This is a genomic window from Desulfofundulus sp. TPOSR, from assembly GCF_011393055.1.
Lineage (GTDB): Bacteria > Bacillota > Desulfotomaculia > Desulfotomaculales > Desulfovirgulaceae > Desulfofundulus > Desulfofundulus kuznetsovii.
In genome coordinates this window covers 519,050-534,186 of record NZ_JAAOEF010000004.1, presented here as the reverse complement: position 1 = coordinate 534,186, position 15,137 = coordinate 519,050, and the positions used below count along the sequence as shown (strand labels likewise).

Here is a 15,137-nt window from a genome sequence, read left to right as displayed (position 1 = left end):
AGCCCGTCGTTAAAAACAGCAGGGCTTTCCACTCCTGGTTCAGTTTCTTAAAAAAAGTATTGACGCCCGGTTCCGTCCCGATTATACTGTGATCAACTAAAGGTACAGGGGGTATCGACCGGGCAGGGGCGCTTTTTGACGGGATCCCGTTAAAAGCCGTTTTGTCATGGACAACAGGTCATCCAAAGGTGGAAAGCAGGCAAAGGCGCTTTTCGAAAAGAGCGGTCTTTTCGAAAAGCGCCTTTTTGGTTTACCGTATCCTGTGGTTAAAAAATGAATGGAGGGCGGATAAAAGTGAAGAAGCCAGGTGGCATATTGCTGTTAGTGGCTGGTTTGTTGATCGGCGTGGTTTCCGGGTGTGGTACCCCCGGGGCTGAGCAAAAGACTTCACCTGCCCCGGAACTCATGGTTTTTGCCGGCGCGGGCCTGAAGGATGCCCTTCCGGAGGTGGCGAACCTCTACCTTCAGAGCCACCCGGGAATAAAAATCTCCTTTAACTTTGCCGGGTCCGGGACGTTACAGAAGCAAATTGAACAGGGGGCGCCGGCCGACATCGTTATTTTTCCCGGCGAAAAGCAGATGGATACCCTGGAAAAGGAAAGTTTAATCGACAAAGCCACCCGCAGAAAAATCCTGGCCGATAAACTGGTGATCATTACGCCGAAAGAAAGTGGAAAGGTGAAGGATTTTGCCGGCCTCGCTTCTCCTGGCGTCGGCAAGGTAAGCATTGGTGATCCGGCCATCGTCCCGGCAGGAGAGTGGGCGAAGGAAACGCTGGTTAACCTGGGGTTGTGGGATAAGGTGAACGTGAAACTGGTTCTGGCTAAAGACGTGCAGCAGGTAAAAACGTACGTGGAAACGGGAAACGTGGACGCGGGCCTGGTTTGGCGGTCTACCGCCGCAACTTCGTCCAAAATAAGGATTGCCGCCGAAGCGCCGGAGGAAGCCTGCCGCCCGGTTTTCTTTACCGGGGCTGTAGCCGGCAACAGCAAGGAAAAAGAAACCGCCCTTGATTTTCTTAACTATCTTGCGGGGCCGGAGGCGGCCGGAGTTTTTGCCAGATATGGTTTCACGCCGCTTTCGGATGTGCAGTAACCAGTTTAAACGGGAGTTCGTGGAAAGGAGGACGGTTATGTCGGACGAAGCGCTGGCCGCTTTACTTCTATCCTTGCGCGTGGCTCTTCTGGCCACGGCGGTGGCGTCTGTAAGCGGGGTAGCATGTGCCCGCCTGCTTACCCGCGCTCATTTTCCGGGAAAAGATACGTTGGAAGCCGTTTTGCTTCTCCCCCTGGTACTTCCTCCTACGGTAGTGGGGTTTGGCCTGCTTCTGTTCCTTGGCCGGAACGGCCCGCTGGCCTGGGTTTTTCCGGGCCAGATACTTTTTACCTGGTGGTCAGCGGTGATCGCTTCGGCGGTGGTAGCTTTCCCCTTGATGTACCAGAATGCCAAGGCGGCCTTTGAAAGTGTGGATATCAACCAGGAACGCGCCGCCCGTACCCTTGGGGCCGGAGAGATACGGGTTTTTTTCACGGTGAGCCTGCCCCTGGCCTGGCCGGGGATTATGGCAGGTCTGGTGCTGGCCTTTGCCCGGGCGCTGGGGGAATTCGGCGCCACCCTGATGGTGGCCGGGAATATCCCCGGCAAAACCCAAACCGTTCCCATGGCCATTTACTTTGCCGTCGAAGCAGGTGATTATGGGACGGCCGTGCCCCTGGTGGTCATCGTTTTGCTCTTTTCATTTGCCGTCATTTTCTGGCTGAACTGGTGGTCGAGGAACAGGGTTGCGCGCCATGCGCTGCGGAGGAGGGGATGAGCATGCTCGAAGTTGACTTTCAGAAAAAACTACCGGATTTTATCTTGACGGCCAGGTTTGCTGTCCGTGAGGGAGAAATCCTGGTCCTGTCCGGTCCCTCGGGTTCCGGCAAGACGACCATCCTGGAGTGCCTGGCCGGGTTGCAAAAGCCCGATCTTGGATACATCAATCTGCGGGGGAAAATGCTTTTTAATAAGACAAAAAGAATTAACCTGCCACCGCACAAGAGGGGTATCGGTTTTATTTTTCAGGCGTATGCTCTCTTTGAGCACATGACGGTGAAGGACAATATTTTGTACGGGGCAGCAAGGGTTAATGGAAGAAAGAAGCGGGAACAGATCTTACGGGAAGTTTTGGAACTGCTGGGTATAAGCCACCTTCAGGACCGTTATCCCGCCCAGCTATCAGGCGGGGAAAAACAGCGGGTGGCCCTGGCCAGGGCGCTGGTGAGCGAACCGGCTCTTTTGCTACTGGACGAGCCCCTGTCGGCGCTGGATAGAAACCTGCGGGAGAGACTCCGCGGGGAATTAAAACAACTGCACAGGCAGTGGGGGATTCCCTTTGTGCTGGTAACCCACTGCCGGTGTGAGGAGGAACTGGCGGACAGGGTTTTGCGACCGGTGGCGAACATAAATGAGAAGGGCGAACAGGCCATTTGCTTTAGTACGTAATAAGCCCCGGCATATACTGGCTGATCCTGGGTTATGAGAAAGTCTGGATAAGAGAGTGCCTTCCAGCCGTTTTCTTTAAACTTTAAAAAAGTGTTGACAACAAATTCTCCCTGACTTATAATCTGAACAGAGGCAGATACAGGGGAGTATCTAAGGAGGCAAGGGCGCCTTCTAAGGGAGGGTTCCGTTAGGAGGCGTTTTATCCCGTACAAACGGTATATCCAATGGCGGAGATCAAGCAAAGGCGCTTTTTCAGAAGGTGTTTCTTCTGAAGGGCGCCTTTTTATCATACCAGCGTGAGCTCAAAGCAAGGGTGCTTTAAAGGGAGCAATGTTGCTCCATTAAAGCACCCTTTTTGCGTTTTGCAGGAAACGTCCGTCCGGTGAATTGGCGCCGTTCACCCCGGGCGATAAGATACAGGCCATCTTCGGCCGTTACAGCAGGATCCGGAGACTGCAGCGGCTGGAGGTGCAGAAACCAGGGTAGGTTTGGATAGGAGGTTGGTGTAAGTGTACAGGCGAATCATGAATGGCCTTTACCTTTTACCCCTGGTATTGCTGGCCGCACCCGGTCTGGCCTGGGCCGGTGAAGCTCAAATTGATACGGGAGATACCGCATTCATACTTATCTCTGCAGCACTGGTGATGCTCATGACCCTGCCCGGAGTGGCCCTGTTTTACGGTGGTATGGTCAGGCGCAAGAATACCCTCAGCACGATCATGCAGAGCCTGTTTATCATGGCCCTGATTTCAGTACAGTGGGTGCTCTGGGGTTACAGCCTGGCTTTTGGTCCCGACCAGGGGGGGTTAATCGGTGACCTTTCCTGGCTTGGCTTAAACGGTGTGGGTCAAGAACCCAATGCCGATTATTCGGCTACCATTCCGCACCTGGCTTTTATGGCCTTCCAGATGATGTTTGCGGTCATTACGGCGGCCCTGATTACCGGGTCCTTTGCTGAGCGCATGCGTTTCCCGGCTTTTGTAGCCTTTACCCTGCTCTGGTCGACTTTCGTTTACGACCCCCTGGCCCACTGGGTATGGGGCGTTGATGGCTGGTTGCGCAACCTGGGCGCCCTGGACTTTGCCGGCGGCACGGTGGTGCACATTTCCTCCGGCGTATCCGGCCTGATCGCGGCCCTGGTGCTGGGCCGGCGCAAGGGTTACGGTTCGGAGCCGATGGTGCCCCATAACCTGCCCCTTACGGTCCTGGGAGCAGCGCTGCTGTGGTTTGGGTGGTTCGGCTTTAACGCCGGCAGCGCCCTTTCGGCCAGCGGCCTGGCGGCCAGCGCTTTTGTGGTGACCAACACGGCCGCTGCAGCGGCAGCCCTTTCCTGGGTCTTTGCCGAGTGGATCCGTCACGGCAAGCCTACCGTGCTTGGCGGTGCCAGCGGCCTGGTGGCCGGTCTGGTGGCCATCACCCCCGCTTCCGGCTTTGTCGGTCCCATTCCTGCCGTAATCATCGGCCTGGTGGCCGGCGTGGTCTGCTACCTGGCGGTGAGTGTGGTCAAGACCCGGCTGGGTTATGATGATTCACTTGACGCTTTCGGCGTGCACGGTATCGGCGGTACGTGGGGCGCGCTGGCCACCGGCCTGTTTGCTTCCAGGGCTGTTAACCCTGCCGGTGTTGACGGGCTGCTCTTTGGCAACCCCCATCAGCTGTGGATCCAGTTTATCAGCGTACTGGCCAGCTGGCTGTTTGCCGCCGTTATGACTTTCGTCATCCTCAAGGTGGTGGGATTGTTCTTCAAGTTGCGGGCCAGCGAAGATGAAGAGGTACAGGGTCTGGATATCACCCAGCATGGTGAGGATGCCTATTCGGATATGGTGCTGGGCGCACCGGTGAGCCGCATTCAAAGCTTATCGGGTTCTCATTCTACCGTGGTCACTACCAGGGAAGCCGGTGTGTAAGATAAATTAAAGCTGCTTTTTCCCGGGACATGGACTACGTGAAGTAAAGGGGGAACCTCAATGACCAAAATTGAATGCATCATCCGCCCCGGTAAGTTGGAAGACGTTAAAGATGCTTTGGGAAGATTCGGCATACATGGTATGACCGTATCGCAGGTAATCGGCTGTGGCCTGCAAAAGGGTCGCACCGAGGTTTACCGGGGTACGGAATACAGCATTAACCTGCTGCCCAAAATCAAAGTGGAAATTGTCATTGCCGATAAATTTGTAGATGAGGTGGTAAAGCTGATTACCGAAGCCGCACGTACCGGTGAAATCGGCGACGGCAAGATCTTTACCTATCCGGTGGAAAACGCCATTCGCATTCGTACCGGTGAAACCGGTGAAAGCGCCATCTGATGATTCCCTGGAAAAGGCAATTGCTACTCGCAGGTGAGGTTTTCCTGGCGTTAAAACAAAGATGTTTGAGAACTGGCATTGGCGCCTCGGGTTTAAAGGATTTACCCTCCTTCCTCTAATCCCGTGGCGCCTCTTTAATTTAGTGAACAGTGAAGTTGTTGCGGGCAAAGGTGCCGGTATCCCCCCGGGGAAACGGCACCTTTTTACATTGAATAAAAGATATGGAGGGCTGATCATGACCAGAAAAATTGCCATTTACGGAAAGGGTGGTATTGGCAAATCCACCACCCAGCAAAATACCGCTGCCGCCCTGGCCCATTTCTACGGGAAAAAAGTTTTGATCCATGGCTGCGATCCCAAGGCGGACTGCACGCGGTTAATTCTTGGCGGCAAGCCGCAGGAGACGGTGATGGATACCCTGCGGGAATTCGGAGAGGACGCGGTGACCATCGACCGGGTGGTAAAGACCGGGTTTTGCGGGATCAAGTGTGTCGAGTCCGGGGGGCCGGAACCGGGTGTTGGTTGTGCCGGTAGGGGTGTGATCACGGCCATCAGTTTGATGGAAGAGCTGGGTGCTTATACGCCGGACCTGGATTTCATCTTTTTCGACGTGCTGGGTGACGTTGTCTGCGGTGGTTTTGCCATGCCGGTGCGTGAAGGCAAGGCCCAGGAGATCTACATTGTGGCTTCGGGGGAAATGATGGCTCTTTATGCCGCCAATAACATCTGCCGCGGTATGGTCAAGTATGCCGAACAGAGCGGCGTCAGGCTGGGGGGTATTATCTGCAACAGCCGTAACGTTGATGGGGAGAGGGAATTGATGGAAGAGTTTTGCTCCAGAATCGGTACCCAGATGATTCACTTTATCCCGCGGGACAATATCGTCCAAAAAGCGGAATTTAACCGCCAGACGGTGACCCAGTTCGATCCGAATTGCAACCAGGCCCGGGAGTACAGGGAGCTGGCCAGAAAAATTATTGATAACGATATGTTCGTCATTCCGCAACCCATGACCATGGACGAGATGGAGAGCCTGGTGGTCAAATACGGCCTGCTGGAGTAACGGTATCCCCACTTTTTCGCCAGGCGTGATTTAGCTCCCGCTCGCTTAAATTTCGCCTCGCGGACCAAACTAGCGCTCAATTTTCGGACTCCGGCGGGGTTCCCGGCAAATTTGGAAATCAGATGTCAGAGGTTGGAACTGATGTTGGAATCCGCTGCGCGAATTCCCTTCCTCTGTTCCGACTTCTAACTTCCGACCTCTAATCTCCATTCCGGCCATCCAGGGCCTCGGCTCCGCCTCCGTCCTCAATTTCGCTAAGTTTGGTCTTCCGCTTGGCTCAAGTCGCTCGCTTTCGAGCTAAATCACGCTCTTAAAACTGGGGATAACTCAGGGCATATGTAACTGAAGCCTCAGAGGAATGAGGAAAAAATTGTTACACCGGGGAGGTTATAGTATGAAAATGATCAGGGCCATCATCCGTCCCGAAAAAAGTGAGGAAGTGGTGGACGCCCTGGCTGAAGCTGGATACGTAGCCCTGACCAAAATGGATGTGGTTGGGCGGGGCAAGCAAAAGGGCATTCATGTGGGCAGCATATACTACGACGAGCTGCCCAAGGTGATGATCATGCTGGTGGTAGAGGACGATAAGGCGGCGGAAGTGGTGGAAATCGTTACCAGAGCTGCTTATACCGGAAACTTCGGTGACGGGAAAATCTTCATCACCCCGGTTGATGAGGCCTACACTGTACGCACCGGTGCTGCGGGGCTGTAACCCGCGGGAGGTTAACGGATTCTTGCCGGAGGCCGGTAAAACGCCGCTGGCACCGGCACTCTCCGGTGGATTTTGCGCGGGGGTGAATATGCCATGAAGGAAGTAGTTGCCATTATCAGGCCCAATAAAATTAACGCCACTAAAGAAGCCCTGGCCGTGCTGGGTTTTCCGGGTCTGAACGCCTGCAAGGTGGTGGGGCGGGGCAAGCAGAAGGGAATCACGGGTGAAGTGACCTTTGCCGTCAACCCCGAACTGGAAAAGCAGGAGGGCGGGATGAAATACGTGCCCAAACGGATGATTTCCCTGGTGGTGGACGACCGGGACGTGTCCCTGGTCGTGGCTGCAATCATCAAAATCAACCGTACCGGCCGGATAGGAGACGGACGTATCTTTGTCTGCCCTGTAGAAGAGGTAGTCCGGGTACGCACGGGGGAAAAAGGCCCGGCAGCCATCTGATAACAGAACGGGTCATAAAGTGTCCGGGAATTGCACGCTTAAATGAAGTGTGGCAATAGTCCTCCGGCCGGGGGGACGGCTGTCGCGAAAGACGTGAGGGGAGGAATGAAATCATGCCTGTGGTAAGAATGAAGTGCAACGAAACGATTCCCGAGCGGGATAAGCATATTTACCGCACAGAAAAGGAGAAATCCATAATTCCCGCCTGTAATATCGCCACCATTCCGGGAGATATGACCGAGCGCGGGTGAGCTTTTGCCGGTGCCCGCGGGGTCGTGGGCGGACCAATTTCCGACGTCATTCAATTGGTTCACGCGCCGGCAGGTTGCGCCTGGTACACGTGGGGTACGCGGCGGCATCTATCCGACTTTTATCCCTGGGCTACGCCCACCCGCCTGACCAATGTCGCCTTCAACCGCCGCTACTGCATGTGTACCGACATGCAGGAAAAAGATGTTGTCTTCGGGGGCATGAAAAAGCTGGAACAGGCCTGCCTGGAAGCCATCCGGCTGTTCCCTGAGGCAAAGGGATTGATCATCTTCACCACCTGCACCACGGGCCTGATCGGCGACGACGTGCAGGCGATAGCCCGGCAGGTGGAAAAGAAAACCGGCAAGCTGATCTTCACTTCCGAATCACCGGGTTGTTCCGGGGTGAGCCAGTCCAGGGGGCACCACGACTTTAACACCCAGTTTTACCGGCAGATACGGCAGTTGAGGGAGCGCCGGCCGGAGCTGAAAATGTCTGAAGAAGAGAAAACTCCCTATGACATCTGCTTGATTGGCGAGTACAACATGGACTGGGATTTAAAGATAGTCAGGCCGCTCTTTGAGAAAATCGGCGTGCGTATTGCAGCCGTTTTCAGCGGTAACGAGCGCATCGAAAACCTGGTCAAGATGCCCGATGTGAAATTAAACGTGGTGCACTGCCAGCGTTCCGCCGAATATATCGCCCACATGATCAAAGACGGGTTTAACATTCCATTTATCCGCGTCTCGCTCTTCGGGATTAAGCAGACTGCAGAAGCGCTGCGGAAAACTGCCGCCTTCTTTGGCCTGGAGGAGCGGGCCGAAAAGGTGATTGCCGGGGAAATGAAGCGGGTGGAAAAGAGCCTGGCTTTCTACCGGGAAAAGTTAAAGGGCAAGCGGGTGGCCATTTACGTCGGCGGCCCCCGGGTATGGCACTGGATCAAGCTGATGGAGGAACTGGGGATGACCGTGGTGGCCGTCGCCTGCACCTTTGCCCACGAAGACGACTATGAAAAGATCAACGCCCGGGCGCCGGAGGGAATGCTGGTTATTGACAACCCCAACGAGTTTGAGATCGAAGAGATGCTTAAGACCGAAAAGCCGGACCTGTTTTTAACCGGGCTGAAAGAAAAATATATCGCGCGCAAGATGGGCATTCCCACGGTAAACTCCCACTCCTACGAAAAAGGTCCTTATGCCGGCTTTGTCGGTATGGTTAATTTCGCCCGGGATATCTACCAGGCTCTTTATGCACCGGTTTGGAAATACCAGTGGGGCATTGATGGTGCTCCGGCAAAAGACGAGGAGGAAGGGTCATGCAGCTAAAGGAAATTCCCGTTACGGGCATACCTTACGATCAGATAAAAATCGAAAAAGTCCCGGCGGCGCCGGAGTATTGTGAGCGGCCGGCGGAGCTGATTCCCTCCGCGAACAGGGCTGTGGTGATCAATCCCAACCGCACCTGTATGCCCCTGGGAGCCATGTGGGCGGTGCTGGGAGTAAGGAAGGCGATCCCTTTTGTCCAGGGTGCCCAGGGCTGTACCACTTACGTACGGTATACGTTCTGCCGTATTTTTAAAGAACCGGCCGTTATCGCCACCGCCTCTTTCCATGAGGATGCGGCGGTTTTTGGCGGCCGGCGCAACCTGGTGGAGGGCATTCGCAACCTGGTGGTGCGTTACTGGCCGGAGCTGATTGGTGTGGTGACCACCTGTTCCAGTGAAATTATCGGCGACGATATGGTCAGCTTTATTAAAATGGCCAGGGCCAACCTGCGTAAAGAGATCGGACCTGAGAAAGCGGACCGGATCCCCATAGTGCTGGTCAACACCCCCAGCTTTGCCGGGTCCCATGTGGAAGGTTATGACCGGGCCTCCCGTGCCTTTGTGGAGACCCTGGCCACCACTAAGGGCGAACCCAACGGCAAGGTGAACATCATTCCGGGTCTATTTTACCCGGGCGACATCCGGGAAATCAAGCACCTGCTGCGCCACATGGGTGTGGAGGCGATAGTGCTCTTTGACATTTCCGATACCCTGGACGCTCCCCTGGAGCCGCCAATGTCCGTCCCCTACTATCCTCCTGGGGGTACTGCGGTGGGGGAAATCAGAGACATGGCCAATTCGCTGGCCACCTTTGCCCTGCAGCCCCACGCCGGCCAGGCCGGCGCCCGCTACCTGGAGCGCAAATACGGCGTGCGTGCCGTGGTTGGTCCACCGCCGGTTGGGGTACAGGGTACCGATGCCTTTTTAAAGGCGCTGCGGGAGATAACCGGAAAACCCATCCCCGAAAGCCTCTTGCGGGAAAGGGGACGGCTAGTCGATTCCCTGGCCGACACCCTGCACCACACCATGATGAAAAAGGTGGCTATCATGGGGGATCCCGATATAGTGCTCGGTGTCACCCGCTTCGTGCTGGAAATGGGGATGGAGCCGGTGGCCCTGGCCGGTGGTACGGCCAGCAAGACCTTCGTCCACGATGTGGAGGCCATCCTGGCCGAAGCGGGCTACGGAGGCGAACCGCCGCTGATCATCAATGGCGGCGACCTGTTTGAGTTTGAGGAGTACCTGAAAAAACAACCGCGCCTGGACCTGATTATCGGTAATTCCCGGGCAGTGGACATCTCCCGTGAGCTGCAGGTACCGCTGGTGCGGGTAGGTTTCCCCATCTACGACCGCTTCGGTTATCAAAAACGTCCCATTGTGGGTTACCGGGGCGGGGAAATGCTGCTTGCGGAAATTGTAAACAGCATGCTGGATTACCAGTACCCCGATGACCGTACCCAGCAGTTGTAGGGACTTTTATGGAATTCCGGGTGATAGTTGCCACGATTCATTCCTTAAATATTGTCAGGAAACGCCAGGTTTGGGTCGGGCCGGCCAGTGGGGGGCGTGAAAGCTCCCCAGGGCGTCCGGCCGGTCCCGGCTCAATTAATAAACAACACAAAGCAACGGGTGGTTTTGAGAAGAGGCCCGTTGGGCTCAAGAGGGGATGCTTTTCGATTAAGGAGAGGATAACTATGAAAATACCCATTGATGTAATACCTGAACGGGCCGGGCACCTGGAAGTGGTGGAGATACCCGCATGTGACCGGCGTACCCTCCCCGGGGTAGTTTCCCAGCGGGCCTGCCTGCTTTACGGAGCCCGCTGGATGCTGGCAGCCATCAGGGACGCGGTTCACCTTATCCACGGGCCGGTGGGTTGTGCTTACTACAGCGGGACGGTGCGTAAAAAGAACTACAGGGTGTTTTCCACTGCCCTGGGTGAAAAGGAGATTGTCTTTGGTGCCGGGCAAAAACTGGAAGATGCCATCAGGGAAGCAGTAAGTTTGCGTCCCCGGTCTTCTGCCGTGCTGGTTTACACTACCTGCGCGGTAGGACTGATCGGTGAAGACGTGGAGGCAATCTGCAAACGGGCATCGGCCTCCCTGGGCCTGCCGGTGGTGCCGGTCAACTGTCCCGGTTTCGGCGGGGTGAGCCAGGGTAAAGGGCACGATGTCGCCGCGGCAGCCCTGCTCGAGCATTTTATCGGGCGTGCTCCGGCCGGGCCGCCCCTGGAGAACAGTGTAAACATACTTGGTGAGTTTGACGTTCAGGGGGATTTGAAGGAAATTGAGCAGTTGTTGCAGCGTCTCGGTTTAAATATTATCTGTGCCGTGTCCGGCCGGGCGACGGTAGAAAATATGGCCCGGGCTCACCGGGCCGGGCTCAATATCGTGCACTGCGGGCGTACCGGGCGCTGGCTGGCCCGGAAGATGGAAGAGCGCTTCGGCATTCCCTGGCGGAAGGTTTCCTTTTTTGGTTTGGCCGAAACCGCGGCGGCACTGCAGGCCATTGCTGCTTTCTTCAACCGCCCGGGGGAGGCGGCGTGGGTGGAAAAGGAGGCGGAAGCCGCCAGGCAGAGGGCGCTTCCTTACCTGAGACGCCTGGCAGGCAGGCGGGTGGCCCTGTTTTTTGGCGCTTCACGCATGGGTTCCATGGCCAGGGCCTTTGGCGAACTGGGCATGGAGGTGGTTTTGTGCGGCTCCCAGTTCGGCTGCCGGGAAGATTATACCGAGTCCCGCCGCTGCCTGGGCCGGGGAACGCCGATGATTGATGATGCCCACCAGCGGGAGCTGGAGGAATTTTTGCACCGGTACCGGCCGGACCTGCTGGTGGGGGGCACCAGGGAAAGATTCATGGCCCATAAGATGGGCATACCCTTCCTGGTCTTTCCCCAGGAAACAAGCCCTTACGCCGGCTTCAACGGTTTTGTGAACCTGGCCCGGGAAGTGGCGGCCCTGGTGGGAGCCCCGGTGTGGCGGCTGGGTAATAGCGGGTTCATGCGTGAGGAAGGCGAAGAAATGGTGGCCAGTAAATATTCAGTAAAACCGTTATGACGGAGATGCGGTGCTGTCGGCGCGGAGCACTGGAGTGAGCGGGGACAGCGCCGCATCCAACCAGGTTCACCGAATATTTACGGTGGCCAGACACGTGCGGTATATGGAGAGGGGGATAAACGAGAATGAGAGATCCAGCCTGTGAGGAAATAACCAGGGAACATCCCTGCTATAATAAAGCCGCCGCCAGGTGGTTCGGGCGCGTACACCTGCCGGTGGCGCCGGACTGCAACATAAAGTGTCGTTATTGTACCCGGCTCTATGATTGCGCTAATGAAAACCGCCCCGGCGTGACCAGCCGCCTGATGACCCCGGGGGAAGCCCTGCAATACGTGAAACGGGTAGTGGAAAGGGACGGGCGCATCCGGGTGGTAGGCGTTGCGGGTCCCGGGGAGCCCCTGGCCAATAAAGCCACTATGTATACCTTGCGGCTGGTGCATCACCGTTTTCCGGAGCTGATCAAATGTATCAGCACCAACGGCCTGCTGCTGGCTGAAAAGCTGCCGGGGTTGTGGGAAGCGGGGGTGCGGGCGGTGACGGTGACGGTGAACGCTGTTTCACCGGCGGTGGGCAGCCGGATTTACGATTACGTATCTTACCGGGGGCGGGTATATAAGGGGAATGCCGGGGCGGAACTGCTGTGGCGGGCCCAGCATGCGGGCATCCGCCTGGCCCGGGAACTGGGCATGGTCGTTAAAGTAAACAGCGTGCTTATTCCCGGAGTCAATGACCATCACCTGGAAGAGGTGGCCCGGGCGGTGAAGGCGGCCGGGGCGCATGTCATGAACATTATCCCCCTGATTCCCCAGGGGAAGTTTGCCGGCCTGCTTCCACCGCCGCCGGAGCGGGTCAACCTGTTGCGTCAAAAACTGTCTCCCATTATTGAACAGGTGACCCACTGCCGGCGCTGCCGGGCAGATGCGGTGGGGATGCTGTCATGAGATTTTAAATTGTGCGGGCGGCAGGGTAGATTTGCCCTGCCGTTTCTCTACCCCGTACCACCAGTCATTTTATCCGGAGGTGAAACTGATGCAGGTGCATATTGTGGATACGACCCTGAGGGATGGAGAGCAGGCGCCGGGGGTGGCTTTCAACCTGCAGGAAAAGGTGACCATCGCCAGGATGCTGGATCGCCTGGGGGTGGCCCAGATCGAGGCGGGTACCCCGGCCATGGGGGAAGTGGAGCAGCAGGCCATTGCGGCCATTGTCCGTTTGGGTTTGAGGAGCCGGGTGAGCACCTGGAACAGGGTGGTGCCGGCGGATATTCGTGCCTCCCTGGCCTGCGGGGCGCGGCACGTGCACATTTCTGCGCCCGTTTCGGACATTCAAATTAAGTACAAGCTGGGGCAGAACAGACAGTGGGTGCTACAGCGTTTGAAGCAGGCCTGCCTTTACGCCGCAGGGTACGGGCTGCCGGTAACGGTGGGAGCGGAGGACGCCTCCAGGGCGGACCCGGAATTCGTACTGGAATTTGCCTTACTGGCCCGGGAGCTGGGCGCGGAGCGTCTGCGGTACTGCGACACCGTGGGCGTCCTGGACCCGTTTACCACCTTTGAACGCCTCATCTGGCTGAAGGAGCGGGTGGATCTGGAGCTGGAATTCCACGGGCACAACGACTTCGGCCTGGCCACGGCCAACGCCCTGGCGGCCATAAAGGCGGGCGTGGAATGGGTGGATGTTACCGTCGGCGGGGTGGGGGAAAGGGCGGGGAATACTTCCCTGGAGGAACTATACCGGGTACTTGCCGGACTTTACGGTCTGGACCCTGGACTGGACACCCGTTATCTCCCCCTTCTGGGCCGCTTTGTTGCCCGTGCCGCCGGGCGGCCCTCCCCGGAACACGGGGGAAAACAGGGATGTTACGCTTGAAAACAGTATCCGGGTGGTAGATTTCCCTTCGCCGTGGTGCTAAAATAATCGGAGAAGGGCAAAGGCGCTCTTTCCCGCTTCTTTCAACGAAGAAAGATTTTTTATGATCAGAGAAAGGGGCAGGAGGGAATGGAGAGGAAGACGGGATCTGCGGTGACGCGCTTTGTCCTTCCGGTTATCTTTGGCGGGTTGGCCGGAATCATTCCGGGCTGGTGGTGGCCGCTTCCGGTGGCCGTACCGGTTGGCGCATTTCTGGGGGCACTGGTGGCTACGGCAGTGGTTACTTCTTATTGCAGGCGGGAAAACAGGAGGTTATTAGGCAAACTAGCGGCCGGGATCAAAAGCCGAAGGGCCGGTAAAGAGGCGGAAGTGGATCTTCCGGCTGTACATGATTTATGGCAGGAGATAAAGGAGCAGGAGGACAGGGCACGCATCCTGTCCAGGGATTACCGGGTGACGGCGGAACAGGTTTCCGCCGCCGTGGAACAGATGTCCCTGGTCAGCCGGAACGCCCGGCAGGCCGTGGCAACCTTTCAAAAACTGCAGGAGGCCGCCAGGGCCATCTCCGGACTCGGTCAGGAACTGGGCCGGGAGGCAGAGGCAAACCGGCGGCTGGTGGAAAAGTGCCGGGAAGTCCTCCAAAGGGTGCTGGAGGCCGTCAACCGCATCCGTTCCGATTCCTCCCGGGTGGCCGGCGAGATCGGCACGTTGAGCCAGGCAGTGAACCAGGTGGACGAAATTGTGGCCAGCATCGGGCAGATATCCCAGCACACCCGGCTCCTTTCCCTGAACGCCGCCATAGAAGCGGCCCGGGCCGGCGAGCACGGCCGGGGTTTTACCATTGTGGCCGGAGAGGTGAAAAAGCTATCCGACCGTACCCAGCAGGCCGTGGAAAGGACCGGTGCCATCCTGGAAGGGATTAAAGAAAAGGTGGTCCAGGTGGCGCTCCAGATTAGGGCCGGAGAAGAGGGGATTACGGCCGGTGTGGAGGAAGCCGGGCACATCAGGGAGAGCATTGCCGACATTGAGCGTGGTGTGGCCGGTATGAGCCGGCGGGTCGGGGAGGCTTACCAGGAAATCGATAGTTACCTGCAGCAAATGGGTGCTGCGGTGGAGGTGCTGGAAAACAGCTTTGCCAGCATTCAGAGCGTGAGCGAGCTGCTGGCCGGGGTGGCCGCACTGGTGGAGAAAAACGCGGCTGCCGGCGACCCGGAAGAAGAGGCTGGTAAGCTGAATGAATCGGAAAAAATGCACATGGAACAGGTGATGGAAGCTTTGCGGGAACTGGCCGCCCGCCCGGAAATACAGACCCTGGACCCGGCGGCTCACGGCGCCCTCCTGCATGACTGGCTGGCCCCGCAGACCGGCATTGAAGCGGTTTATTCCAACCGCGGCGACGGCACCTTTATTTTCTCCCAGCCGCCGGCCGCCCTGGCCAACGCGCGTATCCGCCCCTGGTGGCAAAAGGCCATGGCGGGGGAGGAATACTTTTCTCCGGTTTATATTTCGGCCATCACCCGGCAGCCCTGCCGGACCCTGTCTTTGCCCATACGGGATGAGGCGGGTCAGGTAATAGGGGTGCTGGCTGCGGATATCACCTTGAACAACCGGTAAGATCCGG

At 57.1% G+C, this 15,137-nt stretch carries 14 protein-coding genes; all 14 read left to right on the top strand.

Translation table 11 applies throughout. The features are described 5' to 3' along the window. The first annotated feature begins 294 nt into the window (after nt 1–294). The 14 genes from modA to G7K71_RS18220 all read left to right on the top strand — a co-directional run bounded on the left by modA (nt 295) and on the right by G7K71_RS18220 (nt 15,130). Nucleotides 295–1,095, top strand: coding sequence for a molybdate ABC transporter substrate-binding protein (modA, locus tag G7K71_RS18285; RefSeq protein ID WP_313885029.1), 801 nt, complete (start codon nt 295–297; stop codon nt 1,093–1,095). A gap of 37 nt (nt 1,096–1,132) precedes the next feature. Next, on the top strand, nt 1,133–1,813 hold the full coding sequence (gene modB / locus G7K71_RS18280) for a molybdate ABC transporter permease subunit (protein ID WP_166349490.1): 681 nt from the start codon (nt 1,133–1,135) through the stop codon (nt 1,811–1,813). Between the two features lie 2 nt (nt 1,814–1,815). Next, nucleotides 1,816–2,484 carry an ATP-binding cassette domain-containing protein gene (locus tag G7K71_RS18275; RefSeq protein ID WP_166349487.1) on the top strand — a complete coding sequence of 223 codons (669 nt, stop codon included), beginning with the start codon at nt 1,816–1,818 and terminating at the stop codon, nt 2,482–2,484. A gap of 524 nt (nt 2,485–3,008) precedes the next feature. Beyond that, entirely contained in the window at nt 3,009–4,391 is a 1,383-nt protein-coding gene (locus G7K71_RS18270) for an ammonium transporter (protein ID WP_166349641.1), read from the top strand. Nucleotides 4,392–4,451: 60 nt separating this feature from the next. Continuing rightward, nucleotides 4,452–4,790 (top strand): P-II family nitrogen regulator, encoded by a 339-nt coding sequence (locus G7K71_RS18265; RefSeq protein WP_166349484.1) that lies wholly within the window; start codon nt 4,452–4,454, stop codon nt 4,788–4,790. A 235-nt stretch (nt 4,791–5,025) separates the two neighbouring features. Then, complete coding sequence (gene nifH, locus G7K71_RS18260; protein ID WP_072867214.1) at nt 5,026–5,853, top strand: nitrogenase iron protein; 828 nt, start codon at nt 5,026–5,028, stop codon at nt 5,851–5,853. 394 nt (nt 5,854–6,247) lie between these two features. After that, nucleotides 6,248–6,565 carry a P-II family nitrogen regulator gene (locus tag G7K71_RS18255; RefSeq protein WP_013824335.1) on the top strand — a complete coding sequence of 106 codons (318 nt, stop codon included), beginning with the start codon at nt 6,248–6,250 and terminating at the stop codon, nt 6,563–6,565. A gap of 93 nt (nt 6,566–6,658) precedes the next feature. Then, on the top strand, nt 6,659–7,021 hold the full coding sequence (locus tag G7K71_RS18250; protein ID WP_013824334.1) for a P-II family nitrogen regulator: 363 nt from the start codon (nt 6,659–6,661) through the stop codon (nt 7,019–7,021). Between the two features lie 113 nt (nt 7,022–7,134). Then, entirely contained in the window at nt 7,135–8,595 is a 1,461-nt protein-coding gene (locus G7K71_RS18245) for a nitrogenase component I subunit alpha (RefSeq protein WP_013824333.1), read from the top strand. Continuing rightward, the gene (locus G7K71_RS18240; RefSeq protein WP_166349481.1) at nt 8,586–10,064 is read left to right on the top strand and encodes a nitrogenase component 1; all 1,479 of its coding nucleotides are present in this window, start codon (nt 8,586–8,588) and stop codon (nt 10,062–10,064) included. Before G7K71_RS18245 ends, G7K71_RS18240 begins: the two co-directional genes overlap by 10 nt. A gap of 224 nt (nt 10,065–10,288) precedes the next feature. Next, complete coding sequence (locus G7K71_RS18235) at nt 10,289–11,647, top strand: nitrogenase component 1 (RefSeq protein ID WP_166349479.1); 1,359 nt, start codon at nt 10,289–10,291, stop codon at nt 11,645–11,647. Between the two features lie 125 nt (nt 11,648–11,772). Continuing rightward, entirely contained in the window at nt 11,773–12,588 is an 816-nt protein-coding gene (locus tag G7K71_RS18230) for a radical SAM protein (protein WP_166349476.1), read from the top strand. 88 nt (nt 12,589–12,676) lie between these two features. After that, nucleotides 12,677–13,516 (top strand): homocitrate synthase, encoded by an 840-nt coding sequence (locus G7K71_RS18225; RefSeq protein WP_243175097.1) that lies wholly within the window; start codon nt 12,677–12,679, stop codon nt 13,514–13,516. Nucleotides 13,517–13,645: 129 nt separating this feature from the next. Further along, nucleotides 13,646–15,130, top strand: coding sequence for a methyl-accepting chemotaxis protein (locus tag G7K71_RS18220; RefSeq protein WP_166349474.1), 1,485 nt, complete (start codon nt 13,646–13,648; stop codon nt 15,128–15,130). The last annotated feature ends 7 nt before the right edge of the window (nt 15,131–15,137 follow it).